The organism is Peristeroidobacter agariperforans (genome assembly GCF_004138335.1).
Taxonomy (GTDB): Bacteria; Pseudomonadota; Gammaproteobacteria; order Steroidobacterales; family Steroidobacteraceae; genus Steroidobacter; species Steroidobacter agariperforans.
This window is the reverse complement of sequence record NZ_RYFW01000001.1, coordinates 1,212,359-1,236,775: the sequence shown is the minus strand read 5'-3', so window position 1 is coordinate 1,236,775 and position 24,417 is coordinate 1,212,359. Positions and strand designations below refer to the sequence as shown.

General features: G+C 63.0%; 18 protein-coding genes and 3 riboswitches. Of the genes, 8 read left to right on the top strand and 10 right to left on the bottom strand.

From position 1 onward, the window contains the following. Positions 1–67: 67 nt before the first annotated feature. From EK373_RS05300 to EK373_RS05285, 4 genes are read left to right on the top strand one after another with little or no spacing between them, the layout of a single operon-like run. Positions 68–694 (top strand): c-type cytochrome, encoded by a 627-nt coding sequence (locus tag EK373_RS05300; RefSeq protein WP_232831019.1) that lies wholly within the window; start codon positions 68–70, stop codon positions 692–694. A 40-nt stretch (positions 695–734) separates the two neighbouring features. Continuing rightward, positions 735–1,610 carry a thiol:disulfide interchange protein DsbA/DsbL gene (locus tag EK373_RS05295; RefSeq protein ID WP_129641677.1) on the top strand — a complete coding sequence of 292 codons (876 nt, stop codon included), beginning with the start codon at positions 735–737 and terminating at the stop codon, positions 1,608–1,610. Positions 1,611–1,625: 15 nt separating this feature from the next. Continuing rightward, positions 1,626–2,609, top strand: coding sequence for a magnesium transporter CorA family protein (locus EK373_RS05290; protein ID WP_129641676.1), 984 nt, complete (start codon positions 1,626–1,628; stop codon positions 2,607–2,609). Next, positions 2,610–3,458 (top strand): NYN domain-containing protein, encoded by an 849-nt coding sequence (locus EK373_RS05285; protein ID WP_129641675.1) that lies wholly within the window; start codon positions 2,610–2,612, stop codon positions 3,456–3,458. It begins immediately after the preceding gene. Here the strand turns inward: EK373_RS05285 and EK373_RS05280 are convergent, their stop codons facing one another. Beyond that, entirely contained in the window at positions 3,459–4,415 is a 957-nt protein-coding gene (locus EK373_RS05280) for an endonuclease/exonuclease/phosphatase family protein (RefSeq protein ID WP_129641674.1), read from the bottom strand. It lies immediately after the preceding gene. 47 nt (positions 4,416–4,462) lie between these two features. Beyond that, positions 4,463–4,933, bottom strand: a complete 471-nt coding sequence (locus tag EK373_RS05275) for a hypothetical protein (protein WP_129641673.1) — start codon at positions 4,931–4,933, stop codon at positions 4,463–4,465. A gap of 634 nt (positions 4,934–5,567) precedes the next feature. On the opposite strand from EK373_RS05275, the gene EK373_RS05270 reads away from it, so the two are divergent. The 4 genes from EK373_RS05270 (at position 5,568) to EK373_RS05255 (ending at position 10,366) form a co-directional block, all read left to right on the top strand. After that, positions 5,568–7,871 (top strand): ATP-binding protein, encoded by a 2,304-nt coding sequence (locus EK373_RS05270; RefSeq protein ID WP_129641672.1) that lies wholly within the window; start codon positions 5,568–5,570, stop codon positions 7,869–7,871. 63 nt (positions 7,872–7,934) lie between these two features. Further along, positions 7,935–8,354 (top strand): response regulator transcription factor, encoded by a 420-nt coding sequence (locus EK373_RS05265; protein ID WP_198683083.1) that lies wholly within the window; start codon positions 7,935–7,937, stop codon positions 8,352–8,354. Then, the gene (locus EK373_RS05260) at positions 8,344–8,793 is read left to right on the top strand and encodes a chemotaxis protein CheX (RefSeq protein ID WP_129641671.1); all 450 of its coding nucleotides are present in this window, start codon (positions 8,344–8,346) and stop codon (positions 8,791–8,793) included. The genes EK373_RS05265 and EK373_RS05260 overlap by 11 nt, the downstream gene beginning before the upstream one ends. A gap of 61 nt (positions 8,794–8,854) precedes the next feature. Then, positions 8,855–10,366: a TonB family protein gene (locus EK373_RS05255; protein ID WP_129641670.1), complete on the top strand. Its 1,512-nt coding sequence runs from the start codon at positions 8,855–8,857 to the stop codon at positions 10,364–10,366. On the opposite strand, the gene EK373_RS05250 is transcribed toward EK373_RS05255, so the two are convergent. The 8 genes from EK373_RS05250 to EK373_RS05215 all read right to left on the bottom strand — a co-directional run bounded on the left by EK373_RS05250 (position 10,363) and on the right by EK373_RS05215 (position 24,406). Then, positions 10,363–11,721, bottom strand: a complete 1,359-nt coding sequence (locus EK373_RS05250; RefSeq protein WP_129641669.1) for an NTP/NDP exchange transporter — start codon at positions 11,719–11,721, stop codon at positions 10,363–10,365. The genes EK373_RS05255 and EK373_RS05250 overlap by 4 nt on opposite strands. Before the next feature lie 16 nt (positions 11,722–11,737). Further along, positions 11,738–13,213, bottom strand: a complete 1,476-nt coding sequence (locus EK373_RS05245; RefSeq protein WP_129641668.1) for a M16 family metallopeptidase — start codon at positions 13,211–13,213, stop codon at positions 11,738–11,740. An 11-nt stretch (positions 13,214–13,224) separates the two neighbouring features. Next, positions 13,225–14,595, bottom strand: a complete 1,371-nt coding sequence (locus EK373_RS05240) for a M16 family metallopeptidase (protein WP_198683082.1) — start codon at positions 14,593–14,595, stop codon at positions 13,225–13,227. Between the two features lie 177 nt (positions 14,596–14,772). Beyond that, positions 14,773–16,590, bottom strand: a complete 1,818-nt coding sequence (locus EK373_RS05235; protein WP_129641666.1) for a putative Ig domain-containing protein — start codon at positions 16,588–16,590, stop codon at positions 14,773–14,775. Positions 16,591–16,816: 226 nt separating this feature from the next. Beyond that, a riboswitch (cyclic di-GMP riboswitch) is annotated at positions 16,817–16,920 on the bottom strand. Positions 16,921–17,041: 121 nt separating this feature from the next. Next, positions 17,042–17,126, bottom strand: a riboswitch (cyclic di-GMP riboswitch). 327 nt (positions 17,127–17,453) lie between these two features. Further along, on the bottom strand, positions 17,454–18,623 hold the full coding sequence (locus EK373_RS05230) for a putative Ig domain-containing protein (protein ID WP_129641665.1): 1,170 nt from the start codon (positions 18,621–18,623) through the stop codon (positions 17,454–17,456). A 183-nt stretch (positions 18,624–18,806) separates the two neighbouring features. Next, positions 18,807–18,908, bottom strand: a riboswitch (cyclic di-GMP riboswitch). Positions 18,909–19,086: 178 nt separating this feature from the next. Further along, positions 19,087–21,687 (bottom strand): HD domain-containing phosphohydrolase, encoded by a 2,601-nt coding sequence (locus tag EK373_RS05225; RefSeq protein WP_129641664.1) that lies wholly within the window; start codon positions 21,685–21,687, stop codon positions 19,087–19,089. Positions 21,688–21,935: 248 nt separating this feature from the next. Next, positions 21,936–22,370: a response regulator gene (locus tag EK373_RS05220; RefSeq protein ID WP_129641663.1), complete on the bottom strand. Its 435-nt coding sequence runs from the start codon at positions 22,368–22,370 to the stop codon at positions 21,936–21,938. Continuing rightward, positions 22,367–24,406 (bottom strand): S9 family peptidase, encoded by a 2,040-nt coding sequence (locus tag EK373_RS05215; protein ID WP_129641662.1) that lies wholly within the window; start codon positions 24,404–24,406, stop codon positions 22,367–22,369. Before EK373_RS05215 ends, EK373_RS05220 begins: the two co-directional genes overlap by 4 nt. Positions 24,407–24,417 lie beyond the last annotated feature (11 nt).

Sequence of the window (24,417 nt, the reverse complement as noted above, 5' to 3'; positions counted from 1 at the left end):
GGCAAGCCATACCGCTAGTGTACAATTCCGCGCCTTTTGGCCAGCCGCCGCTACGGAGTTACGAATAATGAAGTTTCAGTCGATGGTCCTGCTCACCGTTCTGTGCGGCCTGCAGGCGGGCGTTAGCTTCGCTGCCGAGCAGCCTGTCGCAGGCTCGGCCGAGAAAGGCCAGGCGAAAGCCGCGCCGTGCGTCGCCTGTCACGGTGTCAATGGCAGCAGCGTGAACCCCGAATGGCCGAACCTGGCCGGCCAGCACGAGACCTACATCAAGCGCCAGCTGAGCGCGTTCAAGAACGATCAGCGCCAGAACGTACTCATGACTCCGATGGCCAAGCCGCTCTCGGATGAGGATATGGCAGATCTCGGCGCGTTCTTCGCCTCGCAGAAGCCCACGGGCACGCTGGAAGCCGAGCCGTCGAAGGTCGCGCTGGGCCAGAAGCTGTTCCGCGGCGGCGATCCGGCCAAGGGCATCGCGGCCTGTGCGGCCTGCCACGGCCCGGACGGTGCGGGTAACCCGGCGGCCGGCTATGCGCAGATCAAAGGCCAGCACGCCACTTACACGATCAATCAGTTGAAGGCGTATCGCTCGGGAACACGCCAGACCGATCCGAATCAAATGATGCGCAACGTGGCATCGCTGCTGACCGACGAACAAATCGACGCGGTAGCTGCCTACATCCAGGGCCTGCGCTGATCGAACTATCGGCAGGCGCTCAAACTGCTCGGAACGACGCATGAACAAATTCGCTGCTCTGCTCTCGACCCTGGTTCTGCTCGCGGCCTGCGGTAAGCAGGAACCCGCCCCAAGCGCTAACGCCCCCGCTGCGGCCCCTCCGGCGGCTGAGCAACCCGCGGCTCCGGCTGCAGAAGGCGGAGCAGCGGCGCCGACGGATCAGGCCGCGGCCGATCAGGCTGCGACCGCGCCGACTGAAACTGTCAGCGAGATGGACGATGGGCCGGCGGCGACGGAACAGCAGCAGACCGCCTCGACGACCCAGCCCTCGCTGAAGCTGGGCGGCTCGGCCGGCGGCCCGCCGACCTCCTCGAAGTTCAAGGAAGGCACCAACTATCAGAAGATCGTGCCGGCTCAGCCCACCAACGCGCCGCCGGGCAAGGTCGAAGTGACCGAGGTGTTCTGGTACGGCTGCGGTCACTGCTTCGCGCTCGATCCGGCGATCGAATCCTGGCGCGCCAAGGGCAAGGCCCCGTATGTCGAGTTCAACCGCGTCCCGGCGATGTGGAACGAAGGCACCCGCATGCATGCGCGGATCTATTACACCGCCGAAGTCCTGGGCAAGCTCGAAGAGCTGCACTCGCTGATCTTCCGCGAGGTGAACGTGAGCGGCAATCAGCTCAACAACGTCGACAAGATCGCGGCGTTCTTCCAGCAGCACGGCGTCAGCAAGGAAAAATTCACCGAGACGTTCTCGTCGTTCGCGGTGGAATCCAAGCTGCAGCGCGCGGATTTCCTCAACAAGCGCTACCGCATTCAGTCCGTGCCGACGGTCATCGTCAACGGCAAGTACAGCACCGACATCGGCGCCGCCGGCGGTGAGAGCCAGCTGTTCAGCCTGATCGACGAGCTCACGGCTCACGAGCACGGCGGCTGATCTGCAGCTGGCTGCATGCTGAACATCTTCGTCCCGGCAGCGCAGGGCCTGACCAGAGTCAAGGCCGGCATGGGCGACGATGGGCCGCCGATTCCGACGCAGGCGGTGTGGATCGATCTGCTCGAGCCCACCGTCGAGGAAGAGAAGCTGGTCGAAGCCTCGTTCGGCATCGAAGTGCCGACGCGCGAGGAAATGAAGGAGATCGAAACCTCCAACCGGCTGTACGAGGATAACGGCGCGCTCTACATGACCATGACGGTCGCCGCGCAGCTCGATACCGATCGGCCGGTGAGCATGGCGGTGACTTTCATCCTGGCGGGCAATCGGCTCATTACGAACCGATACATGGATACCAAGCCCTTCCAGCAGTTCATCGCCTATGCCGGCAAACATCCGGCGTCCTGCCCGAATGGAGTGACCATCCTCGCGGGCCTGATGGAGGCGTTCATCGAGCGCATCGCCGATGTGCTCGAGCGCGTCGGCGCCGATCTGGACAGCGTGTCCAGCAACATCTTCGCTCGCAACGGCAACGGTCAACCGACCAGCCGCGACCTGCGCGCGATGATCGAGCGCATCGGCTTCAACGGTGAGCTCAACTCCAAGGGTCGCGAGAGCCTGGTCAGCCTCGGGCGATTACTGATGTTCGTGCAGCAGTCGGTGCCGGGCATCAGCACCGAGCAGCGCGACCGCTTTCATTCCATCAGCCGCGACGTGCTGTCACTGTCGGATCACGCGTCGTTTCTAGGCTCGAAGGTTTCGTTCCTGCTGGAAGCGACGCTCGGCCTGATCAACGTCGAGCAGAACAACATCATCAAGATCTTCTCGGTCGCGGCGGTGCTGTTCCTGCCGCCCACGTTGATCGCCAGCATCTATGGCATGAACTATCACTTGCTGCCGGACCTGCCGGGCAAGTACAGCAATTTCTTTTTTTCCATCGGGCTGATGGTGGCCTCGATGGGCGTCACATTCGCGCTGTTCAAACGCAAGGGTTGGTTGTAGATGGCGGCTCACAACATCACCAGCATGGCGCTGTTCTGCGATTTCGAGAACATCGCGCTCGGTGTGCGTGACGCGCAGTACGCCAAGTTCGACATCGACCGCGTGCTCGAACGGCTGCTGCTCAAGGGCAGCATCGTGGTGAAGAAGGCGTACTGCGACTGGGACCGCTACAAGGATTTCAAGAAGCCCATGCACGAGGCGTCGTTCGAGCTGATCGAGATCCCGCACGTGAAGATCTCCGGCAAGAACTCCGCCGACATCCGCCTGGTCGTCGACGCACTCGACCTTTGCTACACCAAGGCGCACGTCGACACGTTCGTCATCATCAGCGGCGACTCGGACTTCTCGCCGCTGGTCAGCAAGCTGCGCGAGAACAACAAGATCGTCATCGGCGTCGGCGTGAAGAGCTCGACGTCGGACCTGTTGATCGCCAATTGCGACGAGTTCATTTATTACGACGATCTGGTGCGGCAGGAAGAGAAGAAGCGCCACCAGCGCGCGCGTCGCAAGCAGCCCGCGGGCTCTAAAGCCGCGGCCGCCGCCGGCAGTGAAGCGCCGAAGGCAGCGAAGCCGCAAACCAGCGAGGAAGATCGCAAACAAGAGGCCTTCGATCTGGTCGTCGACACCATCGATGCGCTCGCGGAAGAACGCGATCAGGACGAGAAGATCTGGGGCTCCATGGTCAAACAGACCTTGAAGCGGCGCAATCCCGGGTTCAACGAAAGCTATTTCGGCTTCCGCACGTTCAGCGATCTGCTCGAAGAGGCGCAGACCCGTAAACTGCTGACGCTCGAACCCGATCAGAAATCCGGCGGCTACATCATCCGTCGGGTGCCGCGCGCGGAATAGCTAGCGACGTAAGGACACGTCTGCCACCAGCGGCAGATGATCCGAGCCGAGCACCGGCCCGAGCCTCGTGCTGACAGCCTGCCAGTGCCGCGACAGCAAACAATGATCGATGCGGATGCCGACCGGTGCGAACTGCGACGGCCAGCTGGGCGCCAGCCCGAAGCCGAGCGCCGCATCGTGCAGCCCTGACTGTTCCAACGCATCGCTGAAGTATTCCGACCAGGGCGTGAGATTGAAATCGCCCGCGACCAGCAGCGGTCCTCGCTGCGCCTTGCTGAAAGCGACCAGCGAATTCAGCTCCTGATTCCGAAACTTCGAATTGCGCGGACCGAGCGGCCAGTTCAGGTGCACGCCGAGCACACTCACCGGGGTGCCCTTCCAATCCAGCATCAATCGCGCAGCGACAGCGCCACCCCGCGAGAGCGGCACCGACTCCGCGGAAATCACTGGCCACTTGGTGAACACCGCGGCGCCCATGCGACTGGAATCGATGTGATAGTGCGGATACGTGGGCAGCAGCGGCGCCAGCATCTCTGCTTGCGGCGGCGTCAGCTCGAGCAGCACCACCGCGTCCGCATGTGACTTCTCGATGTACTCCGCGACCTGCGCCATGTCGGGATTACGGAACCAGACGTTGAAAGACAGCAGCCGGAATGTTTCCTCGCGCGGGGCCGCGACGGCGGCAGACACGGACTCGCTCCCGACATAGGGCAGCAGCGGCACGACGCTGACGCCGAAGCCCACCGCAGCAGCGACGGCAATTCCGAAACGTCGCAACAGCATCAATACGCAGGCAAACAAAACGAAGCACGCCGCGTACTGCACTCGAAAATGAGCGAACAAATCGAAAGGCCACGCGAGCTGCCCCAGCAACCCAGCGAGCAAACACAGCCAGACGCCGGCCGTGCCGAGGATCGCGAGTTTGGTGGTGACGCGGAGGAGTGCTTGACGGAACAATTCGATGAACCCGAAGCGGCTGGCGAGCAGCCGCCTATCGACGGTTGTTACATCAATACTTTGGCCGTGGCGCGAGACGTAGCGGCCCGGCCCGTGGCGTTCGCGTAAAACAAATCCATCGTGCGAATGCCCTTCACACGCCGCGTGGAGCGCCGGACCTCGCGCAACAGCTTCAAGAGCAGTTGTTCATTGGCGCGCCGGCCGCCGCTCGCGAATTCCGAGGTGATGCCGATGTGAACGACGGTGACGTGCTCGATGTCCTGGCGCGCGTAGACGGCGACGCCGACCGGCCGGCCAGTCTGCACATCGATGGCGAACAGCGACTGCACTTCCGGCAGACCTTTCATATGGATGCGCAGCCGGTCGCGATCGGCGACGATCTCCGGCGCACCGAATTTCTCGATGGCGTCGGCGATACAGGCGCTGACCCGTTCCTGGCAGGCATTGAAAAACAGCAGCGCTTCCAGCGCCGCCTTTTGCGCAACGGGCACGTGCGATTTGAATTCTATTTTGCTCATGACCCTACGGCTTCGAATGAAAGTCGGCCCCTGCCACGATCCAGCCCTTGGCTGAACAGGAGCGTTGCTCCATCGCGAGGAGCGCATCATGAGCGGCGGCCACGGGCTTGTCGAGCATCCCCGACTACCTATCGCGGTGCGTAACTGCTTGCAACGGCGTCGAAAACACCTGCTTGTCGCATAAACGCGCCATTGACTTGACCCCACCCTCGCAGGCAAAACTGTCTGCTGCAGCGCCTTCGACTATGTATCGGCGGCGCGCTGTTGCAGTCCTGTCACATCAGCGGGCCGAGCCCAGCCCTAACTTGCGAACGGCAACTTAAGACGGGCCCGGCAGTAGGTTTAAGCCTTTCCGGAACTGAGACCAGCGCGTTTCGCGCAGCCCCCGAATCGAAAGTGGGCGAAACTTTGAACTGGCGCATGTTTTCGCGATTAAAAAACGGGAACTGAGTCGAGCGACAGTCAAAGTGCTTATTGTCAGATTAGATACTTGTTCATCAGGGAGCGGAAAGCCGCAGTCTGGGAAGACATCACGCCGCGAAACGCGGTGCTGAAGGGTGGGCTTTTTCGCATATTCCGGCTTGAGGGTAGGTCTGCGCGGCCCGCGCGGCTCGCGCGACCAAGGGGAAGAGACATGGGAATTCTAGATCTGGGTCGGTACAAAGGAATCGTATTCGCGATCACCGGGTTTCTGGTGTTCATGGCCATCATCATGGCGGTGAACCACGGCAAGGCCGGCCAGTTCTCGGACAACGTCGCGGGCGTGCGCTTCCTCGAAAACCGGGCGCAACAGCCGCACGCGGTGTACGACGCCAGCGTGCAGCTGGCGCAACGGCTGCAAAACGGCGAAAAAATAGACGAGACGCTGGAAAGCCTGCGCAAGGCCGCAGCGGCCTTCGACAACTCCCTGAACAGCCTCGCCAACGGCGGCATGATCACGGACAGCACCGGGGACATCCTGGTGCTGCCGTCGATGACCGAGCCGGCCGCGGTCGAACAGCTGAAGGGCGCCAGCAAGCTGTGGGACGGCTACAAAGCCAAGCTCGACCCGATCTTGCGCTTCTCCGGCTCGCCTTACGTGACCACTCAGCCGGCGCCTGCTCCTGCCCCGGCAGCCAACGGCAAGAATGCAGCCGCCCCGGTTGCCGCTGCCCCGGTGTCGACGGTTCAGCTCAGCCCCCGCGGGCGCCGCCTGCAGGGCGCGCTGAACGATCTCACTCAATACGGCAACACTGCCCATGGTCAGCTCTCCACCGTGCTGGCCAGCCTGTCGAATCAGGTCGAGGCGCACAGCCGTAAGCAGACCGACACGCTGCGTTACATCCAGATCGGCGGCATGGTCGCGGCCTTGCTGCTGCTCGGCGCGATCTTCCTGTTCTTCGCCCGCAACCTGCGCAAGGAAGAAGCTTCCTCGAACCGGCAGCGCAAGGAAACGCAGGACATTCTGCGCACGGTGAATGAAGGTCTGTTCCTGCTGGACAAGGACCTGAAGCTGGGTAGCGAGCGCTCCATGGCGCTCAACGCCATCTTCCGCCGCGAAGACTTCCTGGATCTGACCTTCGACAAGCTGCTCAAGGACATCGTCCCCGAAAAGACCCTGCGCACCGCGATGGACTACGTCGCGCTGCTGTGGGGCGAGCGCGTCAACGAGAAGCTGGTCAAGACCATCAACCCGTTGAACGAAGTGGAAGTGCATTTCGACAACCCGGCCGGCGGCTTCGACACGCACTTCCTGGAATTCGATTTCAACCGCGTGAAATCCGAAGGCTCGCTGTCGCACCTGCTGGTGACGGTGAACGACGTGACCAAGCGCGTGATGCTGTCGCGCGAACTGCAGGAATCGCAGGAAAAGGCGCAGGCCCAGCTCGATCTGCTGTTGCGCATCCTGCACGTGGAGCCGGACAGCCTGACCAGCTTCCTCACCGACGCCGATGTGTCGCTGAAGATGGTGAACTCCATCCTCAAGGAGCCGGCGCGCGAGGAATCGGCGTTCCGCGCCAAGATCGACGGCATCTACCGTCAAGTGCACGCGGTCAAGGGCGAAGCGGCGGCGCTCGGCCTCAAGACCGTCGAGCAGCGCGCCCACGCGTTCGAAGAATCCCTCAACGACCTCAAGGGCCGGCAGTCGCTGTCGGGTAGCGACTTCCTGCCGCTGGTCGTGAAACTGGACGATCTGTTCAACCACCTCGCCCAGGTGCGCGAGATGTTGAGCCGGCTGGTCGACCTGCACCACGCCATCGCCACCAAACGCACGGCCGGCGGCGAAGTCGGCGCCGAAAAAGTCGATCAGTGGCTGGCCGGTCAGGATCAGACGCAGATCACCAAGGCTCTGGTCGCCCCGGCGGATCTCGGCGAGACCACTGGCGCAGTCGGCGGCCTGGAACGCACGCTCGAGGATCTCGCGGCTCGGGTCGCGAGCAGCCAGTCCAAGCAGGTCAACCTGCGTTGCGCCGGCCTGGACGGCGTGCCTGAGGCTTATCGCCGCGCGGTCAAGGACATCACTATTCAATTGGTACGCAACGCGGTCGTGCACGGCATCGAAGAGCCGGGCGAGCGCGCCAAGGTCAACAAGGCCGCGGCTGGCGCCCTGGCCGTGGAATTCACACCTCGCGGCAGCGATGGCTTCGAGCTGATCGTGCAGGACGACGGCCGTGGCTTGCAGCTGGAGCGGATCAAGGAAGTCGCGGTGGAACGCGGCCTGATCACCCCGGCCCAGGCTGCGATGCTCGACCCGCGTCAGACCATGGCGCTGATCTTCCGCCCGGGCTTCTCGACGGCGGATCGCGTGACCACCGACGCCGGTCGTGGCGCCGGCATGGATCTGGTGCGCATCCTGGTCGCCGAGCTCGGCGGCCGCGTGGGCCTGGCCTCGGCCGGCGGCAAGTTCTCCAAGTTCAAGATCTGGCTGCCCGCAACGCAAAGCGCAGTGGCCGCCTGATCGCCCCTTATGTGACGGACCGAATCACTTCGCCTGGAATATTGAAGACTAAGAGGGACTGTAATGGCGAGCGCCAATGCCAAGGCTGAACCGTTGACGAACGGGAAGCTCAAGCTCATGATTTGTGACGATTCGAACATAATTCGCCGCAAGATCGAGCGAGAACTGCAGATCGAGCGTCTGCAAGTGATCGCCACCGCGGCGAACGGCAAGCAGGCCGTCGAGGCCTTCCGCAAGGAGCCGGCCGACGTCGTCACCATGGACATCACGATGCCCGAGATGGATGGCATCGAGTGCGTCGAGAACCTGGTGAAGATCAAGCCGGACGTTCTCATCCTGGTGATTTCGGCGCTTTCCGACAAGGCGACCGCCATCGAAGCTTTGAAGAAGGGCGCCAATGGCTTTCTTTGCAAACCATTCACAGATCGCCAGCTTACGGAAGCGCTGGAAGAGCTGTTGAGGGGCGCCGGCAATGATGACTAAAGTTGAATTGGAAACGTTCGTCGAAGGAACGACGCACTACTTCGCGACCGCGGCCAACCAGCCCGCTTCGGTCGGCTCGCCCTACATCGTGCAGGAAGGCAAGCCCACGATTCAGGAATTCACCGGCCTGATTTCCATCGCCGGCAAGCGTCGCGGCATCGTTTATTTCACGGCCTCACGCCCCATGCTCACCGTCATGCTCATGCGCATGGGAGAGACGGAGCTGACCCAGGAAAACATGTGCGACCTGGTGGGCGAAGTCGCCAACACGATCTCCGGCAACGCGCGCCGCGATTTCGGCAAGGACTTCATGATCTCGGTGCCGACCGTCGTGGCCGGCGAGCCCGAGAAGATCGTTACTCCCGACAACATCCGCTCCTTCGTCATTCCGATCAACTGGCGCAGTCATTCGGCGCAGTTGGTCGTGTGTCTCGAATGACCTTTTCAAGATGATCGAAAGCGGCCCGAAGGGGCCCTTTCGATGACCCGAGAATGGTGACGTGCGCAGTACGCGGCCCGATGATTTTCTCAACACGGTCCGCACCACTGCGGCGCGGCCGGGTCAGATCATTGATGTCGTCGTACTAACGTCGGACGCCGGCTTGCTCGAGGCCCTGCGCTCCTCCGCGGGGTCCGAGCACGCTCTCTGGGATGTTCCTTCCGCCGATGCTGCCGTCGACTATCTGGTCGGCGGCCGCTGCGACGTCCTCATCGTCGACCTGGGCTCGCTCCACGGCGATGTGACTTCGTTGCTGGAACGCTTGCAGGCGCAGTTCCCCGAGCTGATCTTCATGGCCACCGGCCGGCGTGAAGAGGAAAGCGGGGTCGCGTCGTTGCTCAGCACCGGCCAGATCTATCGCTTCCTGCACAAGCCCATTTCACCGGGCCGCGCCTTTCAGTTTCTCAACGCGGCCACGCGTCGTTATAACGAACTGGCCGACATACAGCCGGTCGCTTTGCAGGCGGTGCGCACCATCGCTCGCAAGCGTCCGTATCTCGGCAAAGCCATCGCCGCAGGCTCCGGCGTGCTGGCAGCCGTCATGGCATTCGCTATCTGGTGGCACTCACGCGATCAGGGCTTGCCAGCGACGCTGCAAACCACGCAGGTCAGCGACGCGCCCGTCGAAGATCAGGTCAAGTCCAAGCTGGGCAGCGCGCAGATCGCTTATCTCAGCGGCCGGCTCATCGATCCGCGCGGCGACAATGCCCTTCAATATTATCGAGACGTGCTGTCGCTCGACGCGAACAACGCCGATGCCGAGGCGGGCGTGCAGAAAGTCATCCACACGCTCGAGCAGCGGGTCGTCAAGGCGTTGGAAGAGCGAAGCGCGCCACGCGTCGTGACCGCCTGGACAGCGTTACAGAGAGCGGCCCCCAGTCACCCGCGACTCGATGCTCTACGTGCGCAGCTGTTGGCGCTGTCTCGAGCGGCGCCGAAGCCGCCGCAAGTCGCGGCTCGACCGAGCGCCGCTCCGGCAGCGGCCGCTCAGCTGGCAACTCCCACTGCCGATGCTGTTGCTGCGGCCGCCATCGCCGAGCAGGAGTTAGCAGACGCCATCGCCCGCGAGCTTGCCGAGCAGGAAACCGCAGCGAATGCACCGCCGATCGCGAATGCGCCGCCGGTCGAACAGGTCGCCGAAGCGAACAATGAATCGGCAGCACCCGCTGTCGAAATCCAACCGCAAGAGCCGGCGCCGGAACAGCAGGCGTCCGTGCTGCCCGATCAGGACTTCGCACAAGCGGCCTCGTTGAAGCGGATTCGCGAAGTGCCGCCGGTGTATCCGAGAGAAGCGCAGCGCTCAGGCACCGAGGGCTGGGTGCAGGTCGAGTTCACGATCGCGCCAGACGGCAGTACTCGCGATCTTCAGGTTCGCGACTCGGCCCCCACGCAGGTGTTCGACAAGGCTGCGCTCGACTCCGTGGGCAAATGGCGTTTCGAGCCCGTTCGCAAGAACGGCGCGCCGGTCGCCCAGCGCGCCGTGTTGCAAGTGAGATTCGTGCTGAATAACTAGCCGGCGACCCGGCGACTTTCCGGCGAATGCCCCGGGACCATCGGCGCTTCGCCCTCGCCTTGCAGCTTCTCTTTATTCTCGAAGCTGCGACCCAACAGATAACCCAACACCCCCCACAGCGCCGCCACACCGGCACCGAGCCAGGCCACCGCGGCGATGCCGAAGCCCGCGCCTGCGACCCAGTTGTTCAACTGAGCAGACATCGCATCGGAGAGGCGATACACCGGCACGTCGACGGTGTTCTTGGCCTTGTACTTCGTTTCTTTGTCCAGCGGGCTCCACAACATTTCGCGGCCCGGGCGCACGAACGCATATTCCATCGCGCGACGACCGATCACGACCATCGTCAGAACCGCGAACGCGCCGGACATCGCCAAGCCTGCGAACGCGAACACCATGATCAGCGGCACGAAGGTAATCAGCGCCTTGACTCCGAACTTCTGCGCGATGCGTCCGGTCAGGAAGATCTGCGACAACACCGTCAGCGCCTGCACGATCCAGTCGAAGCGCGCGAAGATCTGGGTGCGATTCTCCAGGCCGGGGAAATGCTCTTCGACCATGCGCAGCTGCTCGAAGTACAGCAAGGTGTTCACGCAGGAAATGCCGACCACGAACAGCGCGATGCCGAGCACGTACGGCGAGCGCAGGATGATCAGTGCGCCGGCGAAGGGATTGCCGCCGATGGGACGATCTTCGCCCTTGTTCGAGGCGTCGGTGCGCGCCGACCAGACCCCGAGCAGAACGCGCTGACAGAAAATCGCAGCCACGAATAACGTCGCGCCGAAGAACAGCACGCCGCTGTTGCCGATGAAGGGCACCGCGATATCCGAGATGAACGGCCCGATCAGCGCGCCGGCACTACCGCCCGCTGCAATGACGCCGAACAGCCGCTTGGTCTGGCCGCGGTCGAACAGCTCCAGCAGGAAGCTCCAGAAGACCGAGATCAGGAACAAGTTGACCACGCTGATGAACACGTAGAAGAACTTGCCCGCGGTCAGGTTGATCTCTTCACCCCGCAGCGCCAGCCCGGTGATCGCCAGCACGAGCGCGACCAGACCGTACATCCAGGGCAAGAACACGCTGCGACGAAAGCGCGCGACGACGACGCCATACAGCGGAATGATCAGCACCGACACGATCGACGTGACGATCCAGATATCGGCCAGTTTGTCGCGGCCCACGATGGTGCCGATGGTCTCGCGCACCGGACGCACGGAGAAGTATCCGGCCCACATGAAGAAGAACAGGAAAAACGCCGCCACCACCGCCCCGGTCTCCGCCGGCTGGATCGGCGCGAGGCGTGACAGCAACCGGGCGAAAGGCGAAGACGGAGCGTGGTGCGTGGGCGTATTCATATAGTTTTACTCGACGTCACATCGGCGTCGCGGGCTCGACGGCGCCGTATTTTTCCAGCACCTTGCCGACCTGCTTGGCATCGCCGACGGCGATGATCTGCAGCTGGCCGCGGTCGTAATATTTCTTCGCGACGCGCTGGATGTCGGCCGGCGTGATCGCCTCGACCCGCTGCGGGTAGGTGTCCCAGTAATCGGCCGGCAACTTGTAGATCTTCTGAGTCGCGAGATTTCCCATGAGCGACAGCGGCGAGTCCAGCGATAGCGCGAAGCGACCGATCAACGCGCGCCGGGCATTTGTCAGCTCCCGTTCTGTTACAGGCTCGTTGGCAATGCGCTGCAGCTCGAAGTCGAGCTCGTGCATCGCGCCCTCCGTCACCGCGGTACGCACGTCAGTGCTCGCGACCACAACGCCGGGGAAAGTCGTGCCTGTGAATGAACTGTAGACCCCGTAGGTATAGCCCTTGTCCTCCCTGAGGTTCATGAACAAGCGCGACGCGGGGCCGCCGCCCAGAATGTGATTCATCACCAGCATGGCGAAGTAGTCGTCGCTATTGCGCTCGATGCCCAGCGAGCCTATCCACAGCGAGGTTTGCACCGAGCCCGGCCGATCGACCAGCAGGACGCGCGCCTTCTCGGGCCCCTTCGGCGGCGGCAGCGAGACCTTGTTCAAGTCCGCCTTGGCCCAGTCGCCGAAGTGATGTTCGAGTTTGGCGACCAGATCTTTCAATGTGATGTCGCCGTGCGCGATCAGGAACGCGTTGTTCGGGCGATAGCGCGCGGCATGGAAGGCCGCGAGATCGGCGCTGGTCAGCCCTTTGATAACTGGTTCACTCGGCACCACCAGCGCACCGGGATGCTCGCCATAGATGGCGCGCATGAACTGCTCCTGAGCTTGAAAGCCAGGATTCGCTCGCTGGATCTGCAGCTGCGCCAGGAACCGCGCGCGAAATTTGTCGAGCTCGCTCGCCGGGAACGTGGGATTGCGAATGACATCGGAGGCGATCGCCAGGGTCTGCTCGACGTTGTCGCTCAGGCCAGTGACCGAAACGACGCTCTCTCCCGATGCCGGGCCGGCAGTCGAAGACAACGCTGCGCCGAGCGTCGCGAGTTGCTCGGCGATCTCACGACTCGAGCGTTGCTTGGTGCCTTCACGCAACTGGCTCGCTGTCACCATCGCGACACCGCGCTTGTCCGCGGGATCGGCCAGGCCGCCGCCATTGAAGTACAGCTGCATCGAGAACGTCGGCAGCTTGTGATCTTCCAGCAGCGACACCCGCAGGCCGTTCTTCAGCACGGCTTCCTGCGGTTTCGGCAGTTGCACTCGCAGCGTCTGTGGGTTGACGGGCACTTTGCCCTTCAACTCGACGCCTTTCGTCGATGCGCCGGCGGGAGCTGCAGAACCGGGCGGTGTGGGGGCCTGCGCGGATGCCTGCACGAACAGCAGCGATGACAGCAGCGCAAGCACGGTGTTCTTGTGTGTGACTGTGTTCATGGCGTGCTCGCTTACGGACCCGGAGCGGCCGGAGCGGCCGGCGCGGCCGGCGCTGGCAGCGTCGTCAGCACGGTGCGGCCGGTGGGAATCAGATATTTCCTGGCGACGCGCTGCACGTCGCCGCGCGTGACTGCATCGATCTTCTGCAGACGCGTGTTGATCAAGTTCGGATCCTTGAACAGGATGGTGTAGCTGCCGAGAATGTTGGCGCGATTCTGCGCGCTGCGGATGCTCTGCAGATACCCGAGCCGCGTCGCGTTGCGCGCCTTCTGCAGCTCCCAATCGGCAATGGGCTCTTCGGTGATGCGCGCGATCTCTTCGTAGATCGCAGCTTCGACGACTTCCGGCTTTTGATCCGGCCGTACCGTCGCGGTGACATAGAATCCGCCGGTGCCGATGCGCTCTTCGACGTAACCGCCGATGCCGGAGACCAGCTCCTTTTCCTTGCTGATGCTTTGATACAGCCGCGAGCTGTCGCCGCCCTGGAGCACCGAGGACAGCACTTGCAACGCGGCCTGGTCCGCATCGTTGCCGACGCCGATCTTGTAACCGATGAGGATCTGCGGCGCGCGCGCCAGCGGATCGGTCAGCGTCTCGCGGCGCTCGGCAGTTTGTTTCGGCTCGATCAGATCCACCGGCGGCGGCGCCGGCTGCCGAGGAATGTCCTCGAAGTATTTCTTGATCGTTGCCAGCGCCTCATCGCGCTTGAAATCGCCCACCACCGTCAGTACGGCATTGTTGGGCGCGTAATAGATGCGGAAGAACTCCGCCACGTCCTGCACGCTGGCCGCGTTCAGATCTTCCATCGAGCCGATGGTGGAGTGCTTGTAGCCGAACTTGTCGTAGAACACTTCGTCGAAGCGCTCGTAGGAGCGGCCATAAGGCTGGTTGTCGACCCGCAAACGGCGCTCTTCCTGCACCGCCTGGCGCTGGTTGTCGAGCTTGGCCTGCGTGATGTCCAGCGAGCGCATCCGGTCGGCTTCCATGTACAGCGCCATCTCCAGCTGATTCGCCGGCAAGGCTTCGTAGTACACCGTGAGGTCGGAGCTGGTGGTGCCGTTCATGGCGCCGCCATTGGTGAACACTTGATAGAAGTGCTCGCCGTCGCCGACGTTCTTCGAGCCCTTGAACATCATGTGCTCGAACAGGTGCGCAAAGCCCGTCAAGCCAGGACGCTCGTTGCGAGAGCCGACGTCGTAGGAGACGTTCACGGCGATGACGGGAGTGGTGTGATCCTCGACCAGTTGCACTCGCAACCCGTTCTTCAACGTGTGCTCGGAAAAATCTACACGTACCGCTGCGGGTGTCGCAGCAGTTGCTCCGACGATGGGGAGCGCGGCAAGGGCCAGGCACAGGCACATGCCGTATCGACGGGCCATCATGGTGACCACTCCATTATCGCGGCGCCGGCCGCGTTGGATTGCAGATCCGGTCGAGAATACAGCATTGACTCGACCCATCGGACATCCTGACAGTCACGTCAGGTTCGAGCCGACGCAAAGAAAAGGCCCGCACACGGCGGGCCTTGGAAGCATATCGCGAGACTGGCTGCTCGAGGCTTACGGGATGGTCTTCTGCCCTGCGTTCGACACGTCGCTCTCAGCGCCACTGGAGTTGTACGCTTTCACGCGGAAGTACCAGGTGCCTGACGACAGACCGGTGACTGTGTACCTCGACGTGCCTGCAGTTGCGACCTGCACCGTCTGGTCGAGGCTGGTGGCGGTGCGTCCGTACACGATGCGGTAGCCCGCCAGATTGGTCAGCGACGTGCCGTCGGTGTTCTGGGTCGGCGGCGTCCAGGACAGCGTCGCGCTGCCGTTCGATGCTTGCACGACGGTGATCGAGAACGACGCCAGCGAGGCGCTGAGCTTGCCATCGCTCACCGAGATCGCGATGTTCGAGTACGTGCCCGCGTTCGCGGCGCTCGGCGTACCGGACAACTGTCCCGTCGAGTTGTTGAACGTTGCCCAGCTCGGGCGATTCGAGATGCTGTACGCCAGTGTGTTGCCGTCGGGATCGCTGCCCTTCGGCTGGAAGCTATACGCCGCGCCCGCGGACGTGGTGGTCGCCGGCGTGCCGCTGATCGTCGGAGCGCGATTGCCCGTACCGACCGTGATCGAGAACGCCGGCAACGAGGCGCTCAAGCTGGAATCGCGCACCGTGATGCGAATGTTCGAGTAGGCGCCCGCCACGGTGGGCGTGCCGGTCAACGCGCCGGTGGAGGTGTTGAACGATGCCCAGCTCGGACGATTCTCGATGGCGAATGCCAGCGTGTTGCCGTCCGGATCGGTGGCGGTCGGCTTGAACGAATAGCTCGCGCCGACAGTTGCGTTGGTCGCCGGCGTGCCGGCAATCGTCGGCGCGCGATTGGTTGTGGGCGCGGTGCCGACGGTGATCGTGAACGCAGGCAGCGACGTGGTCGCTTGGCCATCGCTCACGCTGATTCTCAAACTCGAGTACGTGCCGATGTCGGCCGCGGTCGGCGTGCCGCTCAGCACACCGGTCTGCGCGTTGAGGGTCGCCCAGCGCGGCAGATTCTTGATCTTGAAGACCAGGATGTCGTTCTCCGGATCGCTGGCCGCCGGCGTGAAGGTGTACTGCGCCCCGACTTGCGCAGTGGCGCCCGGCGTGCCGCTGATTTTCGGCGGCTGGTTGACGCCGACATGGATCGAGAACGCCGGCAGCGTCACCGTGGTCTTGCCGTCGGTCACGCTGATGCGGATGTTCGAATAGGTCGTGGCGTTGGCTTGCGTCGGCGTGCCGTGCAGCTGGCCGCTCGCGGTGCTGAACTCAGCCCACGACGGACGATTGGCGATCAAGAAACGCAGGCTATCGCCATCGGGATCGGAGAACGTCGGTTGGAACAGATATTCCTGATCGACGAGCACCGACGTCGCCGGCGTGCCGGAAATGGTCGGCGGCGCGTTCGGCGCCTCCGGGCGCTCGTTCACCTTGATCTTGAACGGACCGACGGAGCGGGTGTCGCGGCCGTCGGTGACGCTGATCGTAATGTCTTCGCTCTCGCCGATGTTCGCGGCCGTCGGCGTGCCGGTGAGGACGCCGGTCTCGGTATCGAACGTCGCCCACGAGGGCTGATTGGTGATGAAGTACTCGAGAAAGTCGTCGTCGGCGTCGATGGCTTCGGGCTTGAAGGAGTACAGCTCGCCCACGGCCACGTCAGGTGCCGGAATGCCATCCACTTCGGGTGGCTGATTGGCAGGCTCCGGCAGTGACGGAATGTCAGCGCCGCTACTGGCTGGCGGCTGCTCGGGGCTACTGCCGCCCGAGCCGCTGTCGAAGCACCCGCCCAGTGACGCGGCGATCAACGCCAGCAGCGCCCGCTGCAGCAGGGTCTTCCCGAAAATGGTTGGAATCATTGGTCGTACCTTGGCTTCGCGCGCGACGACGACGGTCCGAGGACCGGCGCTGAATCGCGCTGCTGTATTCCGGAAATGAGGCAGTCGTCGCGACGCAAACGCGACGCTCGAAGCGCAGGGAAAGATTGGCGCACACAGACGCGTGCGCGATCGGCAGCTCGCTGGTCACACCGTCGCGCGTGCACGCGCTCGCAAGGGGCCTTGCGAACATCGACACGGCGGCGATCGTGGCAACCCCGCTGTCATAGGAGCGCTGCGCACCGCGCGCCGCGTTCCCGTAGACCGGAGGCTTTGCGTCCCCGCCTTTCGACGGGTTTGCCGATATCACTTTCTGCTGCTCCCAGACTTTAGTTTTCCGTGGTCATGAAGACCCCAGGGCCGCACGGCCTTTGATCGAACAGCAGCAAAGGAAGGAAGGATGACGGCTAGCTCGGTGACGCAAGAAGAGCTGGCCGGCAACCCCGCTATCCCCAGCATTCGCTGCAGGACCGGAGGCTTTGCGTCGCCGTCTTACGACGGTTATGCCCTGGTGAAGCGTTGTTCGTTCGTTTCGTTGTTCTCACCACTCTCGCCGCCGTGCAGGCCGCGTCCAGTAGAGAGGTGCGATTCGACAAATGACGATTGAACAAAACTTCGTGGTCGAGGCGGAGTAAATCGTAGGAATATCGTTTTTGCAATTGTCGGTAGCGACCGACATTGCGGCGGTGGAATTGTCACGGCCAATTCACATAACGACGTCAAAATCCAGACGCGCGCTTGCGCGGCGCAGGCGTTGATTCGGCAAATACTGGATCGCGGAAAAAACAAACGGCGGCTGGATTGCTCCAGCCGCCGCTGCTGCCTCAACGCTCTATCGTCGTTGCTTACTGCACGACCTTCGAGGAGACGCTCGAGCCCGCGCTCTCCGTGCCGTTGCTCGTGTAAGCACGCACAGAGAAGTAGTAGGTGCCCGGCGAGAGATTGCTGATGGTGTAGTTGGTGACACTCGGATTCGCCACCTGCACGGTCTGCGTCAGCGCGCTCGACGAAGTGCCGTAGGAGATGCGATAGCCGGCGAGATTGGTCAGCGTGCTGCCGTCGGTGTTGGTCGTCGGCGCACTCCAGCTCAGCGTCGCGCCGCCGTTGGACACATCGACGACCGCGATCGAGAACGCCGGCAGCGAAGCCGTCGCACGACCGTCACTCACACTGAGAACGATGTTGCTGTACGTACCGATCTGCGAAGCGCTCGGCGTGCCGGACAGCTGACCGGTGCTGGTGCTGAAGGTGGCCCAGCTCGGACGATTCGCGATCGAGTAGGTCAGCGTGTTGCCATCGGCATCGCTCGCGGTTGGACGGAAGCTGTAAGCGCTGCCCGCGCTGATCGTTTTCACCGGCGTGCCGCTGATGACCGGCGCGCGGTTCGTGCTGGTCGTGACGCTGATCGAGAAGGCCGGCAGCGAAGTCGTCACTTTGCCGTCGCTCACCTTGATCACGATGCTGCTGAAGGTGCCGGTCGCCGTCGGCGTGCCGCTCAGGCGGCCCGTCGTCGTGCTGAACGACGCCCAGCTCGGACGATTCGTGATGCTGAAGCCCAGCGTGTTGCCATCGGCATCGGCGGCCGTAGGCTGGAAGCTGTAAGCGGTGCCGACCGTCGCGGTCGTCGACGGCGTGCCGCTGATCGTCGGCGCGCGGTTCGCGATCGTGCCAGTGCTGTTCACCGTGATGCTGAAAGCCGGCAGGGACACGGTGTTCACGCCGTCGCTGACACGCAGAATGATGTTGTTATAGACGGCATTGGTCTTCGGATAGCCCATGAGCTTGCCGCTGTTGGTCGAGACCGCCATCCAGCCCGGCTTGTTCACGACACTGAACTTGAGCGCTTTGCCTTCCGGATCCTTCGCAGTCGGCTGGAAGTAGTACGTGGTTTTGACCTTGATGACGGTCGGCGGCGTGCCGCTGATGGTCGGCGGCAGATTGGCGGCCTGGGCGGTGACGGCGCCCGCAAACGAAGCGAACGCCGCGATCGCGGCGAGAGTAGACGAAAAGCGCATTTAGCACTCCAGCAAAGCACTTGTGTTCCGATGCCAGCTCGCGCTTTGCGCACACGCATGTTGAGCGTGGCGGTGCGAGCACCTTTGTCTGGCAGGGAAGCTGGCTTTGCTGGGCCGGCGCTCGAGGAGCGCGGGCGGCAGGCCGAAGGACTTCACGATACAACCTGATGAAGGTCGGGTTGTAACGGCAACCCCGCTATCTTTGGAGCGGCTGCTGGAACAGCGGCGCCAGAGGACCGGAGGCTTTGCGTCACCGTCTTTCGAACGGCTTTGCCCTTACAGACCGGCGCATTGTGTCGAAGACCAGAAATGTGACATATCGGGCTGGCCCCCAAACGCGCTCAGGAAATCTTGCAAGCGCACGCAGGGAACTTTCAGCGACGCTTAATGGCGACGCTTAACGGGCCCGCATGGTGCGCCTTAGAACCGGCGCACCATAGCCTGTTTTTCCCGGGAATTTGTTTTATTGGGGGAGCGTGAAGCCGTGCTGCCGCACCAGCCGTGTGCAGGCAGCCACTAAGTGTTGATCGTAGAGCTTACCGGCGCTGCGGTTGATCTCTTCGATCGCGGCGTCCATGCCGGCGGCCGGCCGGTACGGACGGGGCGAGCACATGGCTTCCACCGTATCGGCGATCGCCAGAATGCGGGCTTCGACCATGATCTCTTCGCCCTTCAGGCCGCGTGGATAGCCGCTGCCGTCGAACCGTTCGTGCGACTGATAAATGATGTCGGCGATGGGCGCGCCCAGATCGATATCCGCGAGCAGTTGGCAGCCTTCCTCGACGTGCGTGCGCATGAGCGCAAGCTCGGTCTCGGTCAGCGGTGCGGGCTTGCTGAGGATGGACGCCGGCACGGCGATGTTGCCGATGTCGTGTAACAGCGCCGCGACTCGCAAGCCATGCTGGCGCTCGCCATCGAGGCCCGCCTCTCGTCCGATCGCCACCGCCAGCGCTGCCAGGCGACGCGACGAACCGGCGGTGTACGGATCGTGCCGTTCGCTCATCCGCACGAACGAATCGATCATGCCTTGAAGCGCCACGTCAGTGCGCTGCAGAGCGCTCAGCGTCACGGCGTGCGCACGCTTCGAGTGCAGCACGCGGCACACGCCGTCCGCCAGAGCAGCAAGCGTGCGCTGATCTTCTTCGGTGTAATTCGCATCCCGATTGCCCACGCCGAGCACGGCGATCACTTCGTCACCTGACAGCATGGGCACGGCCAGGAAGCGCGTAAGGTCGGGCAGGCCATCGTTCTGCGGCTTGCGGGCGACATCGTTGGTCCAGGTGGGATGCTTACCGCGTACGCATTCGCTGAGCATCATCGCGCGGCCCATGGGCTGCGGCTCCGAATCCGCCATGACCACTTGCGGCCGGCTGCCATCGCGCCAGGCGGCGAGCGTCATGGTCTTCTGCACGTTGTCGACGAAATACAGATAGCCGAGCGGGCTGCGTCCCGCTTCCATGGCCTGCTCGATCACCCGGCGCACGATCGCGGATTCGTCGAACGAGTCGGCCTGCTTGAACAGCTCGACCAGGAAATCGGCCTGACGCTGGGCCAGACGGCTCGCGATCAGGTCGCGACGGCGCTGCGCCGTATCGCGAATCAGCACGATGCTGTCGCCGCGCCGGTTCTCCAGCAGGCCGACGCTCACTTCGACGTCGAACAACGTGCCGTCCTTGCGACGATGCTTGGTCTCGTAACGACCGCCGCCACGGACGCGGCCGAGCTGTAATCGCATCGTGGTCTCGCCGGAGGCGGGATCCTCGATGTCGGCGGCATTCATGCGCAACAGCTCTTCCTTGCTGTAGCCGGACATGCGGCAGTAAGCCGCGTTCACGTCTTGAATCTGCCCGTCGCTGCCGAGCAGCCAGGAGCCATCGGCCGCCGCGTCCAGCAATGAATTGCCGGCTTTCGCCTGTTCCTGCAGCTGACGCTCGGTTTCCAGACGCTGCGAAACATCGAATGCGGCGACCAGGTCGGCATTGCGGCCATCGAACTCGATCTGCTGCGTAGAGATCGACAGGAACAGCGCGCGGCCGTCTTTGCGTTGGTGCACGCTAATGGACGGATCCGGCGATTCGCCGCCGGGCAGCGCCAGCGCCGACGCCTTCAAGCCCAGGAATTCGGCGCGCGAATAGCCATACATCGCCAACGCAGCGTCGTTGACGGCGATAAAGCCGCCGGTGGCGTGATCGGCGATCCACATCGGCTGCGGATTGTTTTCGAAGACGCGACGAAAGCGCGCTTCGCCGGCCGCCAGGCGTCGATTGCCCGCTTCGAGCTCGCTGACCTGCGAGCGCAAACGCGCCTGCGCCTGGACCGACTTTTCCAGGGCCTCGGTCTGAGCTTGCGCCTGTTGAGTTCTTTCCTGAGCCTCGGCCTGCAAACGTTCGGCGCGCTCGACGGCCTCCGCCTGCGCGAGCTGTGCCTTCTCCAAGGCTTCTGTTTGCGTAGCTTGTGCGCGTTGCGCACGCTCCAATGCTTCAGCTTGCGCGGCTTGGAGACGCTGCGCTTTTTCGAGCGCTTCGGCTTGAGCAGCCTGCTGACGTTGCGCGGCCTGCGCCTTCTCGAGCGCTTCGGCTTGAGTCTTTTCGAGCACGGCGAAGCGCTGCAGAGCGGCCGTGTCGAGCATGTTCATCGGGCGAGTGTTGCCGCTCGCACCGTTACCGTGGCCGTTGGTGCGCGCGCCATTCACGTGACCTGCCGGCAACAATTCATCGAGTGCGCTCAGCAGTTTATCCGGCGCGGTCGCACGGGAGAGGAAGCGTTCGGCGCCCAGCTCCAGGGCAAAGCGCTCGTACTTCGGATCGTCGTGCCGGCGCGTGTAGAACACGAACGGAATGCTCTGCAGGCGCTCGTCCTGCTTCCATTTGCGGCACAGAGCGAAGCCGTCCATGCGAGGCAGGACTATGTCGGAAACGATGGCTTGCGGCGGCTCGCGCCGCGCTACGTCCAGTGCCGCGAGTCCATTCGAGGATTTCAACACCCGATGACCGCGACCCGACAGCAATGTTTCAAGCGCGCTTTGCTCTGACTCGCGCTCGAATGCGATCAGGATGACACCCATGGCCAAGTCTCCCGGCGCGAGCGCGCCAGCCTAGAAAAACAGTCCCCGCGGAGCCACCGAAGTATGCCCGGCGCCCGCGGGGATTGGCACGATTAGGGGGAACTCTGAGCTGTAAAGGGAGACGCAGAGCACATTTGGGAAGCGGTTGGCGGTTAGCGGTTGGCGGTTGGCGGTTGGTTCGGACGAATTCAGAAGAGGAATGGAATCCCAACAGCCCTCTTAACTAACCGCCAACCGCTAACCGCTTCTCAGGGACCCGCGCGATTGATGCGTGTCCAGTACTGGCCGAGCAGCGAAACCTGGTCGGTGAATTGCTTGAAGTCCACCGGCTTCACGATGTAACTATTGGCGTGCGCCTCGTAGCTGCGCGCCATGTCCGACTCCTGGTCGGACGAGGACATGATCACCACCGGCGTCGAGCGGGTCCTGGGATCGGCCTTGATCTGCGCCAGCACGTCCAGGCCATCGATCTTCGGCATGTGCAGGTCGAGCAGCATCAGTTTCGGATTGCCCGACAGCCGCTGCGCATAAACACCCTGACGAAACACATAGTGCAAGGCGGCCTCGCCATCCTGCACCCACACGACTTGCTGTGAAACGCCGCCGATCTCCAGTGCGCGGATCGTCAACTCCGCGTCGGTGGGATTGTCATCAGCGAGCAGAATGTACCCGGTGTGACTCACGGCGCCTCCCCGATTCTCGCACCTTCCGCCAGTGCGATGACGAATCCATATTCTCGCGCTACTTCGCGCATGTGCTCATATCTCCCCGACTTGCCGCCGTGCCCGGCCTCCAGATTGACGTGCATCAACAGCGGCCGGTTGCCGGTGTTGTGCCGTCGCAGCTTCGCGACCCATTTGGCCGGCTCGTAATACTGCACCTGACTATCCCATAGTCCGGTGGTGACCAGCATGGCTGGGTAATGCTGGTGGCGGATATTGTCGTACGGCGAATAAGAAAGCATATAGGCGTAGGCAGCGGCCTCGTTCGGATTGCCCCACTCGTCGTATTCGAGCGTGGTCAAGGGAATACTGGTGTCGAGCATGGTGGTGACGATGTCGACGAACGGCACGTGCGCGACCAGCGCGGCATAGCGGTCGGCCGCGACGTTGGCAATCACGCCCATCAGCAGCCCGCCGGCGCTGCCGCCGGCAGCGAACACTTTGTCGCGCGCGCAGTAGCCTCGCGTCACCAGATAATCAGTCACGTCGACGAAATCGTTGAAGGTGTTCCACTTCTGTTCCAGCCGGCCGGCGTCGTACCAGCGCCGGCCCAGCTCCTGGCCGCCGCGGATGTGAGCCATCGCATACACGAAGCCGCGATCTAGCAACGACAGCCGTGACGAGCTGAACGCCGGCTCCATGCTCAGCCCGTACGAGCCATAGCCGTATTGATACAACGGCGCGCTGCCGTTCAGCGGCGTGCCCTTGCGATACACGATCGAGACGGGAATGCGCTCGCCATCGCGCGCCGGCGCCCACACGAACTCGCTGACGTAATTTGCTGGATCGAAATCGCCGAGCACCGGCTCACGTTTCAACACGGTGCGCGAGCCGTCGGCAAGATCGTATTCATACGTGGTGCCGGGCGTGGTGAGCGACGTATACACATAACGCAAGCGTGTAGTGTCGAGCTCGGGATTGGAGCCGAGCGCCATGGTGTAAGCGGGATCGTCGGCCCTGAGATGGAACGGCGCTTCGCCCCACCGCTGTACGCGCACGTTCATCAAGCCTTGCGAGCGCTCGCTCACCGCGACGAACGTGCGGAACAACTCGAAGTCCTGAATGAATACTTCCGGATCGTGCGCGATCACGTCGCGCCACTGCTTGCGATCGGCAGCCTGCTCCACCGGCACTTCGACGATGCGGAAGTTCAGCGCCTGCCAGTTGGTCCGCAACAGGAAGCGCTCGTCGAGATGATCGAGCTGATATTCGTGGTCCTCCTCGCGCGCCACGACCACTTTGAAATCGAAGCCCGGATCGTCGACCCGTGCATAACGCCACTCCGAGGAGGTGGTGCTCTCCGAGGCGATCAGCAGATAACGCTCCGACTTGCTGCGCTCGACGGTGAGATCGAAGCTTTCGTCCGGCTCTTCGTAAACCAGCACATCCTCGCCGCTGTCGCCGAGACGATGACGGCGGATGCGCCGGCCGAGCAGCGTCACCGGGTCCTGCTCCACATATAACAAGGTGCGGTTGTCTTCGGCCCAGGCCACGCCGGCGCCGACGTTCTCGATCACGTCCGGCAGCAACGTGCCGGTCGTCAGATCCTTGACCCGGAGCCGATACTGGCGGCGCCCGACCGTGTCCTCGGTGTACGCCAGCAAGCGATTGTCCGGGCTGATCTCATAGCCGCCCAACTGAAAGAACGGCTGCCCGGAAGCGAGCGCGTTGCCATCGAGCAATATCACTTCTTCCGCACCGGGCGCATCCGGCCAGCGCACGACGATGGGATATTCCTGGCCGGCGGCGAAACGGATGGCGTACCAGTAGCCGTGGTAACGCACCGGCACGGTCGAGTCATCCTGCTTCAAGCGCGCGACGATTTCGGTGTACAGCCGGTCGATCAGCGGCTGGGCCGGGGCCAGCATGGCCTCGGTATATTGATTCTCGGCCTTCAGATAACTCAGGACGTCGGGATCGCTGCGCGTGTCGTCGCGCAGCCAGTAATAAACGTCATCGCGCGCGCCATTGGGCGAGGAGACGCGATGTGATCGCATCGGTGCTAACG

Coding starts and splice junctions, on each gene's coding strand:
- EK373_RS05300 (WP_232831019.1), top strand. CDS start 68: ATGAAGTTTCAGTCGATGGTCCTGCTCACCGTTCTGTGCGGCCTGCAG.
- EK373_RS05295 (WP_129641677.1), top strand. CDS start 735: ATGAACAAATTCGCTGCTCTGCTCTCGACCCTGGTTCTGCTCGCGGCC.
- EK373_RS05290 (WP_129641676.1), top strand. CDS start 1,626: ATGCTGAACATCTTCGTCCCGGCAGCGCAGGGCCTGACCAGAGTCAAG.
- EK373_RS05285 (WP_129641675.1), top strand. CDS start 2,610: ATGGCGGCTCACAACATCACCAGCATGGCGCTGTTCTGCGATTTCGAG.
- EK373_RS05275 (WP_129641673.1), bottom strand. CDS start 4,933: ATGAGCAAAATAGAATTCAAATCGCACGTGCCCGTTGCGCAAAAGGCG.
- EK373_RS05270 (WP_129641672.1), top strand. CDS start 5,568: ATGGGAATTCTAGATCTGGGTCGGTACAAAGGAATCGTATTCGCGATC.
- EK373_RS05265 (WP_198683083.1), top strand. CDS start 7,935: ATGGCGAGCGCCAATGCCAAGGCTGAACCGTTGACGAACGGGAAGCTC.
- EK373_RS05260 (WP_129641671.1), top strand. CDS start 8,344: ATGATGACTAAAGTTGAATTGGAAACGTTCGTCGAAGGAACGACGCAC.
- EK373_RS05250 (WP_129641669.1), bottom strand. CDS start 11,721: ATGAATACGCCCACGCACCACGCTCCGTCTTCGCCTTTCGCCCGGTTG.
- EK373_RS05245 (WP_129641668.1), bottom strand. CDS start 13,213: ATGAACACAGTCACACACAAGAACACCGTGCTTGCGCTGCTGTCATCG.
- EK373_RS05240 (WP_198683082.1), bottom strand. CDS start 14,595: ATGATGGCCCGTCGATACGGCATGTGCCTGTGCCTGGCCCTTGCCGCG.
- EK373_RS05235 (WP_129641666.1), bottom strand. CDS start 16,590: ATGATTCCAACCATTTTCGGGAAGACCCTGCTGCAGCGGGCGCTGCTG.
- EK373_RS05230 (WP_129641665.1), bottom strand. CDS start 18,623: ATGCGCTTTTCGTCTACTCTCGCCGCGATCGCGGCGTTCGCTTCGTTT.
- EK373_RS05225 (WP_129641664.1), bottom strand. CDS start 21,687: ATGGGTGTCATCCTGATCGCATTCGAGCGCGAGTCAGAGCAAAGCGCG.
- EK373_RS05215 (WP_129641662.1), bottom strand. CDS start 24,406: ATGCGATCACATCGCGTCTCCTCGCCCAATGGCGCGCGCGATGACGTT.